This is a genomic window from Mesorhizobium sp. LSHC412B00 (assembly GCF_000503035.1).
Classification (GTDB): Bacteria; Pseudomonadota; Alphaproteobacteria; order Rhizobiales; family Rhizobiaceae; genus Mesorhizobium.
Genome location: NZ_AYWB01000024.1, coordinates 57,341 through 76,040, shown reverse-complemented (window position 1 = coordinate 76,040; position 18,700 = coordinate 57,341). Strand labels below are relative to the sequence as shown.

Annotated in this window: 15 protein-coding genes, 1 tRNA gene and 1 pseudogene; 15 read left to right on the top strand and 2 right to left on the bottom strand. The window is 62.7% G+C overall.

The annotated features are described in order from the left end of the window. The first annotated feature begins 283 nt into the window (after positions 1 to 283). On the top strand, positions 284 to 2,248 hold the full coding sequence (locus X757_RS138050) for an acetoacetate--CoA ligase (RefSeq protein ID WP_023727756.1): 1,965 nt from the start codon (positions 284 to 286) through the stop codon (positions 2,246 to 2,248). 264 nt (positions 2,249 to 2,512) lie between these two features. On the opposite strand, the gene X757_RS138055 is transcribed toward X757_RS138050, so the two are convergent. Beyond that, positions 2,513 to 6,517: a PAS domain S-box protein gene (locus tag X757_RS138055; protein ID WP_023727755.1), complete on the bottom strand. Its 4,005-nt coding sequence runs from the start codon at positions 6,515 to 6,517 to the stop codon at positions 2,513 to 2,515. Positions 6,518 to 6,840: 323 nt separating this feature from the next. Between X757_RS138055 and X757_RS138060 the strand changes: the two genes are divergently transcribed. Next, positions 6,841 to 7,299: a phasin gene (locus tag X757_RS138060; protein WP_023669330.1), complete on the top strand. Its 459-nt coding sequence runs from the start codon at positions 6,841 to 6,843 to the stop codon at positions 7,297 to 7,299. Between the two features lie 346 nt (positions 7,300 to 7,645). Next, a tRNA-His gene (locus X757_RS138065) sits at positions 7,646 to 7,722 on the top strand. Positions 7,723 to 8,173: 451 nt separating this feature from the next. On the opposite strand, the gene X757_RS138070 is transcribed toward X757_RS138065, so the two are convergent. Then, positions 8,174 to 8,383 (bottom strand): hypothetical protein, encoded by a 210-nt coding sequence (locus X757_RS138070; protein WP_023701801.1) that lies wholly within the window; start codon positions 8,381 to 8,383, stop codon positions 8,174 to 8,176. A gap of 177 nt (positions 8,384 to 8,560) precedes the next feature. Here X757_RS138070 and X757_RS138075 point away from each other — a divergent pair, with 177 nt between their 5' ends. The 12 genes and pseudogenes from X757_RS138075 to msuE all read left to right on the top strand — a co-directional run bounded on the left by X757_RS138075 (position 8,561) and on the right by msuE (position 18,696). Beyond that, positions 8,561 to 9,178, top strand: a complete 618-nt coding sequence (locus X757_RS138075) for a cupin domain-containing protein (RefSeq protein WP_023672469.1) — start codon at positions 8,561 to 8,563, stop codon at positions 9,176 to 9,178. Positions 9,179 to 9,320: 142 nt separating this feature from the next. Next, on the top strand, positions 9,321 to 10,262 hold the full coding sequence (locus tag X757_RS138080; RefSeq protein WP_023701800.1) for a substrate-binding domain-containing protein: 942 nt from the start codon (positions 9,321 to 9,323) through the stop codon (positions 10,260 to 10,262). Positions 10,263 to 10,357: 95 nt separating this feature from the next. Then, complete coding sequence (locus X757_RS138085; RefSeq protein ID WP_023713118.1) at positions 10,358 to 11,158, top strand: ATP-binding cassette domain-containing protein; 801 nt, start codon at positions 10,358 to 10,360, stop codon at positions 11,156 to 11,158. Further along, entirely contained in the window at positions 11,155 to 12,165 is a 1,011-nt protein-coding gene (locus X757_RS138090) for an ABC transporter permease (protein WP_023727753.1), read from the top strand. Before X757_RS138085 ends, X757_RS138090 begins: the two co-directional genes overlap by 4 nt. Before the next feature lies 1 nt (position 12,166). Beyond that, on the top strand, positions 12,167 to 13,255 hold the full coding sequence (locus tag X757_RS138095) for a phosphotriesterase (RefSeq protein ID WP_023727752.1): 1,089 nt from the start codon (positions 12,167 to 12,169) through the stop codon (positions 13,253 to 13,255). A 32-nt stretch (positions 13,256 to 13,287) separates the two neighbouring features. Further along, complete coding sequence (locus tag X757_RS138100; protein ID WP_023727751.1) at positions 13,288 to 14,058, top strand: glutamine amidotransferase; 771 nt, start codon at positions 13,288 to 13,290, stop codon at positions 14,056 to 14,058. Positions 14,059 to 14,060: 2 nt separating this feature from the next. Beyond that, positions 14,061 to 14,972 (top strand): ribokinase, encoded by a 912-nt coding sequence (locus X757_RS138105; protein WP_023727750.1) that lies wholly within the window; start codon positions 14,061 to 14,063, stop codon positions 14,970 to 14,972. Continuing rightward, positions 14,969 to 15,817: a BtpA/SgcQ family protein gene (locus tag X757_RS138110; protein WP_023727749.1), complete on the top strand. Its 849-nt coding sequence runs from the start codon at positions 14,969 to 14,971 to the stop codon at positions 15,815 to 15,817. Before X757_RS138105 ends, X757_RS138110 begins: the two co-directional genes overlap by 4 nt. Then, the gene (locus tag X757_RS138115) at positions 15,814 to 17,001 is read left to right on the top strand and encodes a Zn-dependent hydrolase (protein WP_050593985.1); all 1,188 of its coding nucleotides are present in this window, start codon (positions 15,814 to 15,816) and stop codon (positions 16,999 to 17,001) included. Before X757_RS138110 ends, X757_RS138115 begins: the two co-directional genes overlap by 4 nt. Before the next feature lie 175 nt (positions 17,002 to 17,176). Next, positions 17,177 to 17,353 (top strand): annotated as a pseudogene (locus X757_RS1000000169850) (M20/M25/M40 family metallo-hydrolase); the annotation flags it as partial. Positions 17,354 to 17,578: 225 nt separating this feature from the next. Next, complete coding sequence (locus tag X757_RS1000000168245; protein WP_156933493.1) at positions 17,579 to 17,821, top strand: hypothetical protein; 243 nt, start codon at positions 17,579 to 17,581, stop codon at positions 17,819 to 17,821. A gap of 305 nt (positions 17,822 to 18,126) precedes the next feature. Then, positions 18,127 to 18,696: an FMN reductase gene (msuE, locus tag X757_RS138120; RefSeq protein ID WP_023727746.1), complete on the top strand. Its 570-nt coding sequence runs from the start codon at positions 18,127 to 18,129 to the stop codon at positions 18,694 to 18,696. Positions 18,697 to 18,700: the final 4 nt, after the last annotated feature.

Here is an 18,700-nt window from a genome sequence, read left to right as displayed (position 1 = left end):
GACTTAGGGCTGAGGCATTTCAAGTCTTTATGGCCCGGCGATGGCAATTGCGCACACATGGCCGAGTTTAGCGGAACAAAATCTTGCTCTGCCGCACGGTGGTAGGCATAAGCGATGCAGCTTCAGCCTGCTACGAGGCGCGGCGTTTTTGGGACAGCGGCGCTTGTAAAGCTGAGGCTAGTGCATGTCGCCCGGAAGAGTGCAGCGGTTCCGGGACAACGACGTGCATCAAAACAAAAGCATATCTATCTTGCGACGCGACGGGCTTCAAGGAGGATCGATCATGGCTGCCGAAGCACCGCTCTGGACTCCGACGCAAGAGCAGATCGACGCAGCACCACTGACCGCGTTCATGAAGGCAGCAGCGGCCAAAAGCGGCACATCCTTCACCTCCTACGCCGAACTGCACCGCTGGTCGGTCGAGGATCGCGAAGGCTTCTGGAGCCTGCTGTGGGACTTTTGCGGCATTGTCGGCGACAAGGGGACCGATGGGACGGTGCTCGTCGATGGCGACAAGATGCCCGGCGCATCGTTCTTTCCCGAAGCGACACTGAACTTCGCCGAGAACCTGCTGAAGAAGACCGGTTCCGGTGACGCGATCGTCTTTCGCGGCGAGGGCAAGATCGAGCGGCGGCTGTCGTGGAACGAACTGCACCAGCTGACTTCGCGCTTTCAGCAGCTTTTCCTGTCGCTCAAGGTAAAAAAGGGCGACCGCATCGCGGCGATGATGCCCAACATGCCGGAAACCGTCGCCGCCATGCTGGCGGCCGCCTCCATCGGCGCGGTCTGGTCGTCCTGTTCCCCCGATTTCGGCGAGCAGGGCGTGCTCGACCGTTTCGGCCAGATCGAGCCGGTCATATTCATTGCGCCGGACGGCTATTGGTACAATGGCAAGGCAATCGAGGTAGCCGACAAGATCGCTGCCGTTGCGGCGAAGCTCGAAACCGTCCGCAAGGTCCTGATCGTCGACTATCTCGGTACCTCGCGCGATATCGCAGCGATCATCGACAAGGCCGTGGCGCTCGAAGAGGCGCTGTTACCCTTTACCGCCAAAGCGGTCACGTTCGAGCGGCTGCCGTTCGCGCATCCGCTCTACATCCTGTTCTCGTCAGGTACCACCGGCATTCCCAAATGCATCGTCCATTCGGCCGGCGGCACGCTGGTCCAGCATGTCAAGGAACACCGGCTGCATGCCGGACTCATCGAAGGCGACCGCTTCTTCTACTTCACCACCTGCGGCTGGATGATGTGGAACTGGCTGGTGTCGGGCCTGGCCTCGGGCGCCACGCTGCTGCTCTATGACGGCTCGCCCTTCCACCCCGACGGCAATGTGCTGTTCAGCTTCGCAGATGCCGAGAAGATGACCTTTTTCGGCACCTCGGCCAAATTCATCGATTCCGTACGCAAGGCCGGGCTCAAGCCGATCCGCAGCCATGATCTGTCGTCCGTGCGGGCGATTTCCTCCACCGGCTCACCGCTGTCGCCGGAGGACTTCCGCTTCGTCTATGACGGCATCAAGAAGGACGTGCATCTGGCCTCGGTTTCCGGCGGCACCGACATCGTCTCCTGTTTCGTGCTCGGCGTACCGACGCAACCGGTCTGGACCGGCGAGATCCAGGGTCCCGGCCTCGGCCTTGCCGTCGATGTATGGGACGATGACGGCAAGCCGATCCGCGAGCAAAAGGGTGAGCTGGTTTGCACCAAGGCGTTTCCGTCGATGCCGATCGGCTTCTGGAACGATCCTGAGGGCAAGAAATACCAGGCCGCCTATTTCGAGCGCTTCGACAATGTTTGGTGCCACGGCGACTTCGCCGAATGGACCGCGCATGGCGGCATGATCATCCACGGCCGTTCCGACGCGACGCTCAATCCGGGCGGTGTGCGCATCGGCACGGCGGAGATCTACAATCAGGTCGAACAGATGCCGGAGATCCTCGAGGCGCTGTGCATCGGTCAGGATTTCGACAATGACGTCCGCGTCGTGCTGTTCGTGCGGCTGGCCGCCGGCGTGACGCTGGACGAGGATCTGGAAAAGCGCATTCGTTCCAAGATCCGCAGCGGCGCCAGCCCGCGCCACGTGCCGGCAAGGATCGTCGCCGTCAGCGACATTCCGCGCACCAAATCGGGCAAGATCACCGAGCTTGCAGTGCGCGACGTGGTGCATGGCCGCGCCATCAAGAACAAGGAAGCGTTGGCCAATCCAGAGGCGCTGGAGCTGTTCAGGAACCTGCCGCAGCTGGCTGAGTGACGCGGCCGGGATGGTTAACCAGATATGTCGGTCGAATTTACCTAGATTTCATGAGTGGTACACATTCGTAAATTTTTTGGACGGCCGGTAAGGAGTTGTTAAGGCCCGGCGTCGATAGTCGCACGTAACTTGAGGGAGAAATCCCGTTCCTCGTCCCCTGAGGATCAGATTCGCTCAAGCCCCGTTGTGACAGCAAATCCCATTTAAGGCGTCCTGTTGGACGCCTTTTCTTTGTCCGGGCTTCTCGCCCGGGAATGGCCGGCCCTATTCGGCCAGCACCCGCGTCGACGGGAAGGCGACCTCGACCAGCGTCCCTTCGCCCGGCGTCGAGGTGATGGTGAAGCGGGCGCGGTTGGCTTCCACCATCGCCTTGGTCAGCGGCAGGCCGAGACCGGTGCCGTCGCCACGCCCGCGCTTCAGCGCATTGATCTGCTTGAATGGCTTCAGCGCCTGCTCGATCTCGGCATGGCTCATGCCAATGCCGGTATCGCGCACCCGCATGACAACGTCGCCGGAGGTTTCATAGGCGGTCGACACGATCACCTGTCCGCCGGCTTGCGTATAGCGAATGGCGTTGGACAGGATGTTGAGCGCGATCTGGCGTACGCTTCTGAGGTCGGCGACCACTTCGGGCAGTCGCGAGGCGAAGCTGGAGCGAATGATGACACGCTCGCGGTTGGCCTGCGGCTGCATCATCGCCACCGTCTCCGCCAGCGTATCGTTGAGCGACACCGCCTCGTAGTCCATTTCCTGCTGGCCGGCCTCGATCTTCGAAATGTCGAGGAGGTCATTGACGAGATCGAGCACATGGTTGCCCGAGCGGTTGATGTCTCTGAGATAGTCGCGGTAGCGGTCATTGGCTACCGGGCCGAACTTCTCGTCCACCATCAGCTCGGAAAAGCCGATAATGGCGTTGAGCGGCGTGCGGATCTCGTGGCTGATGCGGGCGAGGAAATCGGTCTTCTGCGAGGAGGCGCGCTCGGCCACCGCGCGCGCCTGGGTCAGATCCTCTTCGGCCCGCTTCCACTGCGTGATGTCGCGCACCACGGCGCAGAAGCCGCTGTCATTGGGCAGCCTGCCGATGGTCATGAACAGCGGGATGAAGCGCCCTTGCGCCTCGCGCCCGATCACCTCGCGGCCATCGTTCATCACACTCGCCACGCCGGGCTCGGACAGGCCGTTCAGATAGTCGCGCGCCGCGCGCTGGCTTTCGATGGCAAACAGCGAGGCGAACGGTTTACCGGTGACGTCGTCGCTGTCGAAGCCGAACAGCGCCTCGGCCGGCCGGCTGATCGAGCGGATGTCGCCGTCGCGGCCGATCAACACCACACCATCGGTCGCGGTGTCGATGATGGTGCGCATCTCGGCAATGCGCGCTTTGAGTTCGGAGACATCGGGCTGCGTCTGCTCGTCGGCTGCGAGATGCGCAACCATCGGCGGCTCGTTGTCGCCGGTACGTCGCACCACCAGCATCAGCGCCTTGCCGGCGCGCCACGGCACCGAACGCAAAATGGCTTCGATCGGAAATTCCTGGCCCTCGCGCGTCTTCAGTTTGAGTGTGTGGTCGCTTTCGCCGGCCATTTCTGAATAGGGATCGGCAAACAGCGCGTCGAGCCCGCCGGCGTCGCTCAGGTCCTCAAGCGTGTCATAGCCGGTCAGGCCGAGGAATTCCTCATTGGCGTAATGAAGCTCGTCGCCCGAATGGATGAGCAGCGGCACCGGCAGCTTGCCGAGGATCGACGTGTCAGGGGCCTTGTGTTCATCTCCGGCCGAGAATGCCGAAGGCATGAACCCCTCAAGCTTGAGCGGCGGCACTTTCAGGCGCTGTGGTTCTGCCGGCACTGTGTCCGCATCGCCGGCCTTGTCCCCGTCTTCCACGGCGGAATCGGTCGCCTCGTCGGACGGCGCCCAATCCTCATTGTCCTCGGCATCGCGGAAGTCGGCCGACGTCATGCTGTCGTCTTCACCGGCATTGGCCGGCGTCTCGGCAACAACCGGCTGTGGCTCTGCGGCCTCGACGATCTCTTGGGCTTGCGTATCATCCGGTTCGGAAGCCGGCGCAAGTTCGTCGTTGGACGACGTTGCTTCCGTACTGTCTTCGGTGACGGAGCCTGGTTCGGGATCGGCATAGTCGAGCAGGGAGCGCGACACTGTCGGCGCCTTCGCCTCGCTTGCTTCGCTGTCCGCAAGGCCGTCGTCCGGCTGCTCGCCGTCAAGCCGCGTCAGGTCCTTTTCGTCCTCGGCATCGCTTTCCGGCGGTTCGGCCTCAGCCGTTTCGCTTTCGGGTGCGGCTGCCGATGGTTCAGCCACGGCAGCCGGGCCGGCTTCGTCCGGACTCGAGACCTCGGCGGGTTGTCGGGCTGGCGCGGCTGTTTCAGGCTGGTCCGCCTCGACATGATCCGGCTTGGGCTCATCTGCCTTGGCCTGGTCTGGCGTTACCTGATCCGGATTGGCCGGTTCGGCCTGCTTGGCAGTCTCCGGCTGCTCCGGCGGGGGATTGTCCTTCTTCAGCCGCTCGCCGATTTCGCGGAAAGCGCTGCGCTCCAGCGTCGACAGGCCCCTCTCGCTTGTCGGCTGCTTGTCGTTGGCGGGCTGCCGATGCTCGGCCAGCCGGATGACCTTGTCGGCAAAACGACGTTCCTGCTTCGGCACGATGGTCAGTGCCGGCACTTCGCCCTCGAACGGATCGGCCGCCTTGGGAGCTTCCGCCACGGGCTGTTCCGGGGCCGGCTCGGCTGCTGCCGGTGGCGCGCCATTGGGGACCAGCGCCATGCCGATTGCTTCCGGATCGACCACCGCATCGCCGGCGCGGGCGACGCCGAAACCACGAAAACCTTCGAAGGCGCGGCTGCGGCCATAGACAGGCAGTGCTGCCAGATCGACCGGTATCTTCAGGTCGGAGCCGGCAACCGGCCACAGTACCGAGCGGCCCGACCAGGTGTCGCGCCGTTCAAGCAGGCCCGCGATCTCGCCCGAGGCGTCGAGGCCGAAAATTGTCGCGACGTCCTTGAAGCGGCGGCCGATCACGTCGGCGGCGGCTTTGCCGACAATGTCGCCGAATTCCGGCGACAGCGCGCTGAACTTGCCGTCGGCGTCGGTGCGCCAGACGAAGCGCAGCGGCGGCGCCGAGCGGTCGACCTCACGTTTGGCGGGAGGCGTAGCCGGTGGGGCTGCGTCAGACGGCAGGGCGGGCGCAGCGGCACTGCTGTCCAACTGCGCACTCTCGGCCGGGGAAACAGAGTCCGGCTCGGCCTGCGCCGGGCTGTCCGGCTCGCCCGCCTGCGGCTCTTCGCCGGCATGGAAGTACCAATGATCATGTTGCGCCGGCGCGCTGTCATTCGCCGCCTGCTCGCGGCCGGTCGTCTGCTCGCGATGGTCCGCCTTTGTATCGGTTGACGCCGAAGCATCATGCTCGGTGGCAGCCGGACCTGTCTCCCCGACATCAGGCGCGGCCGCGAGTGGGGCGCCCTGATTCCCGCTTGCGGTGGGGTGGTCAGCCACCGCATCCACCGTTACCGCGTTCTCCGCGGCGGCTTGCGCCGGGCCATCGTCGACCTGCGCTGCAGCAGGTTCGGCATCCAGCTCGCCGACAGGATTTTCCTCACCGAGCTGATCCTCGTCGATGACCACCAGCAGATGCCTGGACTCGGTCAGGCGCGCGAAGCCGGCCGGATAGGACGTGGCGCCGCCGGGGACCAGCCGCTTGACGATGCGGTCGTCCTGGCTCGCCACGTCGGCGACAAGCGCGGCCAGCGTCTCAGGCCGGATGGCGAGCGCGCCAAAGCCATCCGAAGCCGCCTCGACAGTGCCGGCGGCGTCGACAAAGGCGATGAAATGGCCGTCTTCGGTAAAGCCGCTGATGGCGCGGGCCGCAATGTCGGCAGCACTGCGCGAGCCGGCCTGCGCTGCCGGCACCACCAGCATGATGGCGCTTTCGCCGTCCGGCATAGTCACCGCACTGGCCAGGAAGCCGACGGCGCGGCTGGTGATGCCGGTCGCCAGCCGTACCGTAATGGCGCGGTCGCTGCCGATCTGCGGGAAGCCCGCGGTCGCCATGATCTGGCGCCTGGCGATCAGCGGCAGCTGAGCCGAGGCGCCGATGATGGCCTCGATATCGGGATAGCCGAACACCGCAGCGCCCGGGCCGTTGGCCCAGATCACCTGTTCGAGGTCGGCCGACAGAATCGCGATCGCGTCGCCGGCGGCGAAGCGCTGGCGAACCGCATCAAGCACGGCGACATCGAGGAAAGAGTAGTTCTCGGAAGGCATGCGCTTGGCGGACCCTTTCGGTGTAACCTCTTGGCGAACCCCTCTTGGCGAACCTACAAGGCGGGCAATTTGCAGTTAACGCTTTGTTAATAAAAGCCCGCGCGGCGAAGGTCCACAAGCCATGGCGGGAAGCAGGTGGAATCTCTGGCCACTTGGTTAACAGCTCTCGGAATGTCCCTGGATAACCTCTTGGGTGACGCATGGGAAGAAATTTATGGTGCACTGCAACAAAGATGTTGCATCGCACAAAAAAACCGCTATATTGCCATCATACATGAACGAGACGGCTTTTTGTCAAAGCCGCTACCCCGAAAGGATGGAAAATGACCAAGGCCAAGACCGCTGAGACCATCGAAAACGTCGAATTCCCGAGCTTCGACGCTTCCAAGGCAACCGACCAGATCCGCGCTTTCGCCGAAAAGGGCGTCGAGCAGTCGAAGGAAGCCTACTCCAAGCTGAAGACCGGCGCCGAAGAGACCCAGAAAGTCCTGGAATCGACCTTCGAGACTGCCAAGACCGTTTCCAGCGACCTGTCGCTCAAGACCATCGCCGCTCTGCGCGCCAATGCCGAAGCCGGCTTCTCGCATCTCGAGGCCCTCATCGGCGCCAAGTCGCTGTCGGAAGTGGTCGAACTGCAGACCGCCTTCCTGCGCAAGCGCGTCGAGACCACCGTCGAGCAGGCCAAGGACTTCCAGGCTGTTGCTTCGAAGGCTGCCGAAGACGTCTCCAAGCCGGTCAAGACCGCTTTCGAGAAGGCCCTGAAGGACATCAAGGCCGCCTAATAATTGCGCACAACTCTGCGATGCATCAAAACGTCGCATTTCGTCAGACAAATAGGTGTGCGATAGAGTTGTTCAAATGAATACCCGGCGAGTGGAACCTCCTCCCTCTGCTCTCCGGGGTGACCAGCCAGCACCTCCTCCCGCTGGCTCGTAACAGGAAAAGGCCGGCACCTCCTCCCGCCGGCCTTTTTCTTTTGCCGAAGAAACGGGCGTCTGTTGGCAGACCGGCTTTGCCTTATCAAAGGCCTTGAATTAGTCTCTGATAGACCGTATTGGACGCATCGCCGAACGACAGAGCGGATCTCGGAGAATGAATTTTCACCACGATTCTGGCTCAGGCGAACGTGCCGTTGTAGCTCAGATGGTTAGAGCGCCGGATTGTGGATCCGGAGGTCGCTGGTTCGATCCCAGCCAACGGTACCATTAACCTTCCCGATAAGTGTTTGAATCACTGGAAAACTTTGGCGAACGCTTCGTCCTGGTTGCGCTTTGATGCTGGGCGAAAATCCACACGGGGCGCGCGCCCGATACCGCCAAGCGATCAAGCGCGCCGAATCGCTGGGGTTCGTTTATCGGCCGCTTGCCGAGATTCCGGTCGCCGAGCCGCTCGACACGATCCTGCAGAGGGTCGAGCGCACGATCGGAGCACCCGCCACATCACCATCGGTAAGTCAGCGATCTGCGCCTGGGCGGCGGAAACGCCAAACGCTTGCAGTAGCTTAAGGCACAGATACTCGTTCTCGACGCTGTTGGAGAGATCGATGCCGTTCGGCAGCCGGCCGATCTGCGGCTTCAGGAGATGGGTGGTCGCCGCCGTCCCGATGGGTTGAACCAGCCTCCGTCCTTGCTCACGCTCAGCTAAAGCGTGTCACGATTAATTAGCCTCGTATCCGGCAACCTTGAAGAAGTTTCTGCATTCAGCTGGCTCGAACAGGTGGCAGATATCGCCGAGTGCTTGGCAGAGTGCGTCTTGTTCACAAGCGAGGCGAAACGCGGAAATGGCGCGCTGCCTCGCGGTGACCATGCCCCTCATCGACATACGCACAACGCGCTGACGCAACTCAAGCGGTAGCGGCTTGCCCATCGCGGTCTCCTTTCAACCGCAATGAATCACGAAGGCGTCGTAGCGTTTGGTCGGGGATGATGGTTTGAAAAGCCCAGCCGAGTCGATTGGATGCATCGTCCGTTTTTCACAGGATGGACAACGCCTGGGATCAGTTTTACGAGTCAGCCCAACCAGCGGAGATGTTCGCGTCCCCAAATGAACAAGATGGACACCCAAAACAGCAAGGGCGGCGACGAGCGCTCGACCGCCACCAGCCTTCTGCGGCTCGGCATACGGTTGAAACTCTCCCGGCAGACGCGTGGACTGACCTTGAAGGCGCTAGCTGCCGCCGCGAACTGCTCTGAAAGCCTGCTTTCCAAGGTCGAGAACGGCAAGGTCTCGCCCTCGCTTCCCATGCTGCACCGGCTTGTCGAGGTGCTTGGCACTAACATTGGCTGGATGTTCGAGGAATCCGATGGTGAGGAAGGCATCGTCTTTCGGGCTGGATCGCGGCCGTTGATCGCGCTCGATCCGCTTCGGCGCGGCGAAGGCATTTCGCTCGAGCGCGTCATTCCGTATTCGCCCGGCCATCTCCTGCAGTGCAACATCCATCACATCGAGGCGGGAGGTGAGAGCGCCGGCCCGATCCAGCACGCTGGCGAGGAAGTCGGCTACCTCCTGGAAGGTGCGATCGAATTGATGGTCGGCGAAAAGACGTTTCGCCTGTCGGCCGGCGATTCCTTCGTCTTCAATTCCGAACTGCCGCACTGGTACCGCAATGTCGGCGACGAACGCGCCAGCATTTTCTGGGTCAACACGCCGGCGACATTCTGATCGGGCGAGCCCCTCATTTCTCTTCGTTGATGCTAATTCAAGTCACTTGACAAGGAATCAAGTATCTTGAATTATGGCTGTGCGCTCAGGCGCCAGGTGAGCCCGATCAAGGGCCTTTTCCGCAAAACCAAGGGGAACCGGAATGCGTCTTACCAAGATCCTTTCAGGCTGCGCCGCAGCCATCGCCATGACCCTCGCCCTCGGCTCTGCTTCCGCCATGGCCGAGACCTATGCGCTGGTGACCATCAACCAGCAGGCCCTGTTCTTCAACCAGATCAATGACGGCGCAACGGCTGCCGCAAAGGCTGCCGGCGTGGACCTCGTCATCTTCAACGCCAACAATGTACCAAGCGCGCAGAACGACGCCATCGAGAACTACATCACCCAGAAGGTCGACGGCATCATTCTCGTCGCCATCGATGTCAACGGTGTGAAGCCGGCCATCACCGCGGCCAAAGCCGCCGGCATTCCGGTCATCGCCATTGACGCGCAGATCCCAAATGGCGACAACGTCGCCTTCGTCGGCGTTGACAACACCAAGGCAGGCGAGGATATCGGCAAGTTCTACGCCGAATACGTGAAGACTAAGCTGAGCGGCACCGCCAAGATCGGCGTCGTTGGCGCGCTCAATTCGTTTATCCAGAACCAGCGCCTCGACGGCTTCAAGAAGGCTGTCACCGACAGCGGCCAGAAGGTCACCTTCCTCGACACGGTCGACGGCCAGAACGTCCAGGACGTCGCCCTGTCCGCCTCCGAAAACCTGATGACCGCCAATCCTGACATGACGACGCTTTACGCGACCGGCGAGCCGGCTCTGCTCGGCGCGGTTTCCGCCGTCTCCAGCCAGGCCCGTACGGGCGACGTCAAGGTGTTCGGCTGGGACCTGACCAAGTCGGCGGTGCAGGGTCTCGAAGAGGGCTGGGTGGTCGCTGTCGTCCAGCAGGATCCGGCCGGTGAAGGCAAGGCTGCCATCGAAGCTTTCGTCAAGCTCAAGAAGGGCGAGAAGATCGACCCGATCATCAACGTTCCGATCACCATCGTGACCAAGGAAAATGTCGGCCAGTTCAAGGACATGTTCAAGTAGTATCCTCCCCGGACCGCTGGGCTGCGCATTGACCCGAGGGTTGCCTGCGCAGCCCGGCGACCGATTGAACATGTCGCGCCCAGAGAATTGGAACCATGATGAGCGATGGCGAGACCTACCGCGTCAGGATGACCGGTATTTCCAAACGGTACGGCCCTATCCAGACGCTGGACGATGTCTCGCTGAACCTGAAGCCTGGCGAAGTGCTCGGCCTGGTCGGCGACAATGGCGCCGGCAAATCCACCTTGAGCAAGGTGCTGTCCGGTGCGGTCATTCCTGATGCCGGCACCATCGAGATCGATGGCAAGGCGGTGTCTTTCTCGTCGCCGGCCGATGCCCGCGCCGCACGGGTGGAGATGGTCTACCAGGACCTTTCGCTCTGCGACACGGTGGATGTGGCGGGCAATCTCTTCCTCGGCCGCGAACCGCGTCGCCGCGTTCTCGGCGTTCCCTTTCTCGACAACAAGCGCATGCATGGCGAGACGCGCCAGATGCTCGACCGGCTCGGCATCGTCATTGCCGATACCAAGCTCAAGGTCGAAAACCTCTCCGGCGGCCAGCGCCAGTCGATCGCCATCGGCCGCGCCGCTTCTTTCGACCCCTCGGTGCTGATCATGGACGAGCCGACGGCCGCCCTTGCGGTGGCGGAAGTCGAGGCGGTTCTGGAACTCATCCGCGCCGTCAGCGCCCGTGGTGTCAGCGTCATCCTCATCACCCATCGCCTGCAGGACCTGTTCCTGGTCTGCGATCGTATCCAGGTCATGTACGAAGGCCGCAATGTCGCCGAGCGCAAGATCGGCGAGACCAGCATCGAGGAGGTCGTCAACCTGATCGTCGGCCGCAAATTCACCGCGCGCTCGGCCCGCGCAAGCCGCGATGAGGGGGTCCAACCATGAACGTTACCTCCGCCGGTGTTGGCGCCTCGCCCAAACGCGCTCACAACAGCACGTGGAAGAATGTGGCGTTAGCCAATGGCAGCGTCGTCTCGATTGCGCTGTTCTTCATCGTCGTCTGCGTGGTCTTCTCGCTGATCACCGGTTCCTTCCTGACGACGCCCAATCTGCTCAACATCGCGCGCCAGTCGGCGCCGCTGCTGATCGTTGCGGCCGCGATGACCTTCGTCATCACCACCGGCGGCATCGACCTCTCGGTCGGCTCCGTGCTGGCGCTGACGGCAACGCTGTCGGCGGTTTTCCTGCAGGCCGACCTGCCATGGCCTCTGGTCGTCATCGCCATGCTGGCGCTTGGTGCTGCGATCGGCGCCTTGCACGGCTTCTTCATCGCCTACGAGCGGATACCGCCCTTCATCGTCACCCTTGCCGGGCTCTCCGTCATCCGCGGCGTGGCGTTGCTGATCACCGGCGGCTATTCGATCCCGGTCGAACCGACCAGCTTCTTCGTCAACATCGGCAGGGCCTGGTTTCTCGGCGTGCCGGTACCGGCGCTGCTCGCCCTTGTCGTGCTGATCATTGCCTATCTCGCCTTCAACCAGACGCCGTTCGGCCGCTATGTCACCGGCATCGGCGCCAATACAGAGGCCGTGCGCCGAGCCGGTGTCGATACGCGCTTCATGACGCTCTTCGTCTACATCCTGTCGGGCATGGCGGCGGCGGTGGCCGGCATCATCCTCGCCGCCCGGCTCGGTTCCGGCTCGTCGAATGCCGGCCAGGGTTTCGAGCTCGATGTCATCGCCGCCGTGGTGCTTGGCGGCACCAGTCTGTTCGGCGGGCGCGGTACGATCATCGGCACTGTGCTCGGCGCGTTGACCGTCGCGGTCATCGGCAACGGCTTGATCCTTGCGCATATGTCGCCCTTCCTGACGCCGATCGTTACCGGCACGATCATCCTCGTTGCCATCTGGCTGAATTTCCGGCTGTTCAAGGGCGCAACGCGGAGCCGCTGACATGGATCATCTGTTCGACGACAAGCCAAGGGAACGGGCACCGATCGGTGTTCGCTCCGGCACGGTGATGACCGTTACCGGCCCGGTTGCGATTGCCGATATGGGCGTGACGCTGATGCATGAACACATACTGCTCGATGGCGCGACGTCGTGGAAATGCCCTTGCCATCCCGACGAGAAGAAGATCGGCGAGCAGCCGGTCAGCATGGAGATCATCGGCGAGTTGCGGATGAACCCCTACATGAACCGCGACAACGTCTCGCTCGACGACAGCGACCTAGCCCTTTCGGAGTTGGCGAAATACCGGGCGCTCGGCGGCCATACCGTGGTGGATGCGACCAACATTGGCATTGGCCGCGATCCGGTGAAGCTGGCGCGCATCGCCCGCGCCTCTGGATTGCGGATCGTCATGGGGACGGGCTTTTACCTGCAGCACACCCATCCCGTCTGGCTGAAAGCGATGGACGTTGACGACGTCACCGAATTCCTCGTCAATGATGTCGGCGGCGGGTCGGCGCAGCCCGAAATCATTGCCGGCATTATCGGTGAGGTTGGCGTCAGCAAGGATTTTACCGACGAGGAGCGCAAGTCGCTGCGGGCCTCCGCCCGTGCGGCCAAGATGACCGGCGTGCCGCTGACGATTCATCTGCCCGGCTGGGAGCGGCTGGCGCATGATGTGCTTGACGTGGTCGAGGCAGAAGGCGCCGATCTCCGGCATACGGTGCTTTGCCACATGAACCCCAGCCACAACGATCTTGCCTACCAGCAAAGCCTCGCCGCGCGTGGCGCCTTCCTGGAATACGACATGATCGGCATGGATTTCTATTATGCCGACCAGGATGCGCAGTCGCCGTCCGACGAGCAGAATGCGCGGGCGATCCGCTCGCTGATCGATATGGGACTGCTCGACAGGATTCTGCTGTCGCAGGACGTCTTTCTCAAGATCATGCTGACCCGCTTCGGCGGTTTCGGCTACGGCTTCATCCTCAAGCATTTCGTGCCGAGACTGAAACGCCATGGTGTCGAGCAGTCGGCAATCGACACGATGCTCATCGACAATCCAAAGACTGTGTTCGCCGAGGGCCTCTGAGCCGCGGCTCCAAAACAAGATAGGGAGACTACATGTCCAGGAAGAAGGTTCTTCTCGCAGGCGAGTCCTGGGTCTCGACCGCGACCCACATCAAAGGCTTCGATCAGTTTCCCACCGTGACCTATCACACCGGTGCCGATGAGTTGCTGGCCGCGCTGAAGGACAGCCTGTTCGACGTCACCTTCATGCCGGCGCATGAGGCACAGCGGAATTTCCCGCAGACCATGGAAGCGCTTTCGGCCTACGACGCGGTCGTGCTCTCCGATCTTGGAGCCAACACGCTGCTGCTTCACCCCGATACCTGGATCCACTCCAAACCGACGCCGAACCGGCTGCGCCTGTTGCGCGACTATGTCGGCAATGGCGGCGGCCTGTTGATGTTCGGCGGCTATTACAGCTTCCAAGGCATCAATGGCGGCGCGCGCTATCACAAGACGCCGGTTGAGGACGTTTTGCCGGTCATCTGCCTGCCGGTGGACGACCGTGTCGAGGTTCCAGAAGGCTATGCGCCGGTCGTCGTCGGCCCGCAGACCCATCCGATCCTCAAGGGCCTCGGCAAGGATTGGCCGATCCTGCTTGGCTTCAACGAGGTCTCGGTCAAGGACGGCGCGGAAGTTCTCGCCACCGTCTCTTCCGACTACCGTTCGCTGCCGCTGCTGGCGACCGGCAAATATGGCCAAGGCCGCACCGTCGCCTGGACGTCGGATGTCGGCCCGCACTGGCTGCCGCCGGGCTTCATCGCCTGGAATGGCTACAAGACGTTGTTCGAACAGATGCTAGGCTGGGCAACGGCCAGGGATTAGCCATGCGCGTCCATGTCGTCGGTAATGTTTGCGTCGATACAACGTTTCGGTTGGACCGGTTTCCGGCGGCAGGCGAAACGCTGAACGCATCGGAACATGCTGACGGACTTGGCGGCAAGGGTGCGAACCAGGCGCTGGCCGCGGCGCGCACCGGAGCCGATGTTCGCTTCCGTGCCGCGATCGGCAACGATCCCGCCGGAGCCTGGATCACAGAGCAGTTGAGCCGCGATCTCGATGCCAGCCATCTGGCGGTACTGCCACTGCCCAGCGATCGGTCGACGATCATGGTCGATGCGCGCGGCGAAAACCTCATCGTCACCGGAGCCAGTTGCGCCGCCGCGTACAATCCTATGGCCGACAGCGGTTTTACCCGATCGATCGCACGCGGCGATATCGTAGTATTTCAGGGCAATCTGGGTCCGGATATCACGGCCACTTGCCTGAAGGTGGCGCGCGGCGCGGGAGCGATGACGATCTTCAATCCGAGCCCGCTTGCGGCCGACCACACACCGGGCTTGAGCGACGTCAGCGTCGTCATCGCCAACGCGGGCGAAGCGGCGCAACTGACCGGGGCTGGCGACCCTGCCATGGCGGCCCGCGACTTGATCCGTCAGGGCGCCGGCGCTGCCATCGTGACGCTTGGCGCACTCGGCTGCCTGGTCGCCGATGGCGAAGGACGGATCGACCGGATCGCGGCACCCAGCGTGGCCGTGCTAGACACCAGCGGCGCGGGCGACGTCTTTTGCGGTTGCCTCGCTGGTTGCCTTGCGGCCGGCATGGAGCTCCCCGCGGCAGCGCGGATTGCGGTCCGCGCGGCCGCTGTCTCGGTCGGACGCGCCGGCACGCTTGAGTCCTGCCCCGACAGACGGGAAATGAAAGTGCTTATGGAAACGACGGAAGCGAAAACCGCATGACAAATTCCCCTAACTCCAAACCCATTGGCCAGGTCGCGGATGATGTGCTGCAGTCGATCTTCGGCAGGAGCAAGGTGGTGATCGGCGTTGTTCACCTTGCACCCTTGCCGGGTGCGCCGCGCTACGATGGCGAGGCGGTCGAGGCCATATATCAACGCGGCCTCGACGGTGCGAAAGCCTATCTGCATGGCGGTTGCGACGGCGTGATCGTCGAAAACCACGGCGACGTGCCTTTTGCCAAGCCGGATGACATTGGGCCGGAGACTTCAGCCTATATGTCCGTCGTCTCCGACCGCATCCGCCGCGAACTCGGCCGGCCGATCGGCATCAATGTGCTTGCCAATGCCTCCATTCCCGCGCTTTCGATCGCCAGTGCCTCCGGTGCTTCCTTCGTGCGCGTCAATCAATGGGCCAACGCCTATGTCGCCAACGAGGGCTTTATCGAAGGCGAAGCGGCGCGCGCCATGCGTTTCCGCGCTAGGCTTCGAGCCAACGGTATCCGCATCTTCGCCGACGCGCATGTCAAGCATGGCGCCCACGCGATCGTCGGCGACCGGCCGATCGAGGAGCAGGTCAAGGACCTCGTGTTCTTCGATGCCGACGCGGTGATCGCCACCGGCCAGCGCACTGGCCACGCCGCCGACCTCAGCTACATCAGGATGATCAAGGACGCCGCCGGACTGCCGATGCTTGTCGGCAGCGGGGTGACACCCGACAACGCCAACGATATCTTGGACATCGTCGACGGCGTCATTGTCGCCAGCTCGCTGAAACATGATGGAGTGTGGTGGAATCAGGTCGATCCGCAACGGGTGAAGGCCTTCATCCGCGGCCTCAAGCGGTGACTTTAGTGCCGGAGATCGACGGCGAGCGGCTGCTGGGCCGGCTCGATGCCTTCGCCCGGATCGGCGCGACGCCAGCCGGTGGCGTAAACCGACAGGCGTTCAGCATCGAGGATCGCGGCGCCCGGCGCCTGTTGGCGGAATTGGCGCTCGCGCGCGGCTTCGCGGTTTTCCAGGACGCCATGGCAAACCTTTTCATCCGCCGCGAGGGCACGGATGCCACCCTGCCGCCGCTGCTTATCGGCAGCCACCTCGACAGCCAGCCGACCGGCGGGCGCTTCGATGGAGCGCTCGGTACGCTTTCCGCCTTCGAGGCGCTCGAAGCGCTGGAGGACGCGAGGGCCGAGACTCGGATGCCGATCGAGGTCGTCGCCTGGGCCAATGAAGAGGGCAGCCGGTTTACGCCGGGTGTCATGGGCTCCATGGCCTTCACCGGAGCCGACATTTGCGCATGGCGGTCCATAGTCGGCAGCGACGGTGCGTCCCTCGCAGAGGAGGTCGGGGCAACGATCTCCGCCTTGCCAGAGGCAACCCTTCGCCCCCTCGGCATGCCGATATCCGGCTACATCGAGCTGCATATCGAACAGGGACCATCGCTGGAAAAGGAGCGGTTGCCGATCGGTATCGTCACAGCCGTGCAAGGTACGCGCTGGCTGGAGGTCTGCATTGAGGGCGCCGCCGGTCACGCCGGCACAACCGGCCTCCCCTACCGTAGGGATCCGATGGTCGCGGCCGTTGCCGCGATTCACAGGCTCCAGACGACGATCATGCCGTTCGACAGCAGGGCAAGGCTGACGGTGGGCCGGGTGACCGCCCAGCCGGGATCGATCAACGCCATACCGCAGTCTGTGGTCTTCGCCGTCGATATCAGGCATCCGCGGGTAGAGCGGCTCGATGCCATCGAAGCAGAACTGCGCCAGGGGTGCGCGGCGGAGGCAGAAGCTCAGCATTGCACGGTAACGATCAGTCGGTCGTTCGACATGCCGGGGGCGGCATTCTCTCCCGATATGGTCAAAACCGTCGAGGAGGCCGCCAATAGCCTAAAGCTGCCGCACAAACAGATGATCTCGGGTGCATTCCATGACGCGCTGTTCCTCGCCCGGGTGGCGCCTGCCGTGANCCGGGATCGATCAACGCCATACCGCAGTCTGTGGTCTTCGCCGTCGATATCAGGCATCCGCGGGTAGAGCGGCTCGATGCCATCGAAGCAGAACTGCGCCAGGTGTGCGCGGCGGAGGCAGAAGCTCAGCATTGCACGGTAACGATCAGTCGGTCGTTCGACATGCCGGGGCGGCATTCTCTGCCGATATGGTCAAAACCGTCGAGGAGGCCGCCAATACCCTACAGCTGCCGCACAAACAGATGATCTCGGGTGCATTCCATGACGCGCTGTTCCTCGCCCGGGTGGCGCCTGCCGTGATGATCTTTGTGCCGTGCCGTGACGGGCTGAGCCACAACGAGGCGGAATATGTGGAGCCTGCCCACGCGGTTACCGGCGCGCGGGTTCTGCTTCAAGCGGCCACCGTCGCCGCCTCTTAGGCAGCGACGGTGGCACAGGCGTGCTGGCGTGAAGAGGCAACCCGTGGGACTTCCTGGTGCCCGTCCGTCATTTCGTGACGTCGGCGAGCTGCAACGGGTGGTCAAGGCCGCCGAGCTGCGGCGGATTGATCGCGGACTTACGATCGGCCCACATTCAACACCTGACCCAGCAGAAAAGCCCACCAGATTCCTGGGCCGTCATTGACGCCGTGGGTGATATAGGCGGTGACGAATCTGCTAGGCTATCGCCTCGGCCACCGGCAGGAAATCCCCACGCCCGCCATAGAGCTTGCCCGTGTCGATCGCGAGCAACTGGCGCCGTCCAGCCGTCCAGCGCTGCTGGACGTTGTCGCACTCGAGGCGTCCACAAGGATGCGTGTGTCCCAACTGTCGCTGCGGCTAATCCTAAAGCCAATGTCGCGCACCATGGAAAGAGACAATCCCGATTGGGCACCCAGAAACTGGTGATGCCGCCGGCAAGGGAAGCCGCTTCGTAGTATTGCGCGACGGCGACGCCAGGCATCATGGCAACGAACCTTATTGCCCAAAGGCATCGGCGCTTTCAAAAATGTCGATAGATGACTGCGAGCCGTTTTGATCCTTCCCGGCCATCGCCAGATGGACGTTGCTACCGCACATTAGCAGAACCGGATTTTTCTCGCCAAAGGCGAAAAATCGAAACGTCGTTCCTTATCTCTATAGATTTTGTCGAATATCGTCTGCCCCGGTTTGGAAATGACCGATGCGCATGCAGGGTCTGGGAGATTGATGAGTTGGCAAGGCTATCGGTTCTCGGAATATCCGGCGGCGTAAGCACGCCATCGCGCACAACCGCGGTGGTGAACGCGCTGGTCAAGGACGTGGCGCTGCGCGTCCCGGCAGACACGGGCCTGATCGAAATCACCGAGGCGGCGCCTTCGCTTTTCGTCGGGCTGTCCCGTGGCGCCCTCGGCGCGTCCGGCGAAGCAATCATCCAGCGCGTCGAGAAGGCCGATCTGCTCGTGGTCGGAACGCCTGTCTATCGGGCTTCCTACACCGGCGCCCTCAAGCACCTGTTCGACCTCGTCGACTATCGCGCGCTCGCCGGCAAGACCGTGCTTCTCGCGGCGACAGGCGGAAGTCCATACCATGGCCTGGTTCTCGAACATCAGTTGCGGCCATTATTCGGCTTTTTCGGCGCCGTCACCGTACCGACCGGCGTCTATGGGGCGCCCGACGATTTCATCGGCGCCGAAATCGTCGGCGAGGCGATACGCGAACGCATTTCACGGGCCGCATCCGAAGCGGTTTCACTGCTCAATTCCAACCATACAAATGCCGCCGCCGCAGCGCGCGTCGGCTGAGCCA

Excerpts from the sequence above, each read along its gene's own strand:
- X757_RS138100 (WP_023727751.1), top strand. The coding sequence starts at position 13,288 with ATGTCCAGGAAGAAGGTTCTTCTCGCAGGCGAGTCCTGGGTCTCGACC.
- X757_RS138095 (WP_023727752.1), top strand. The coding sequence starts at position 12,167 with ATGGATCATCTGTTCGACGACAAGCCAAGGGAACGGGCACCGATCGGT.
- X757_RS138075 (WP_023672469.1), top strand. The coding sequence starts at position 8,561 with ATGAACAAGATGGACACCCAAAACAGCAAGGGCGGCGACGAGCGCTCG.
- X757_RS138085 (WP_023713118.1), top strand. The coding sequence starts at position 10,358 with ATGATGAGCGATGGCGAGACCTACCGCGTCAGGATGACCGGTATTTCC.
- X757_RS138080 (WP_023701800.1), top strand. The coding sequence starts at position 9,321 with ATGCGTCTTACCAAGATCCTTTCAGGCTGCGCCGCAGCCATCGCCATG.
- X757_RS138070 (WP_023701801.1), bottom strand. The coding sequence starts at position 8,383 with ATGGGCAAGCCGCTACCGCTTGAGTTGCGTCAGCGCGTTGTGCGTATG.
- X757_RS138105 (WP_023727750.1), top strand. The coding sequence starts at position 14,061 with ATGCGCGTCCATGTCGTCGGTAATGTTTGCGTCGATACAACGTTTCGG.
- X757_RS138050 (WP_023727756.1), top strand. The coding sequence starts at position 284 with ATGGCTGCCGAAGCACCGCTCTGGACTCCGACGCAAGAGCAGATCGAC.
- X757_RS138060 (WP_023669330.1), top strand. The coding sequence starts at position 6,841 with ATGACCAAGGCCAAGACCGCTGAGACCATCGAAAACGTCGAATTCCCG.
- X757_RS138055 (WP_023727755.1), bottom strand. The coding sequence starts at position 6,517 with ATGCCTTCCGAGAACTACTCTTTCCTCGATGTCGCCGTGCTTGATGCG.
- X757_RS138090 (WP_023727753.1), top strand. The coding sequence starts at position 11,155 with ATGAACGTTACCTCCGCCGGTGTTGGCGCCTCGCCCAAACGCGCTCAC.
- X757_RS138110 (WP_023727749.1), top strand. The coding sequence starts at position 14,969 with ATGACAAATTCCCCTAACTCCAAACCCATTGGCCAGGTCGCGGATGAT.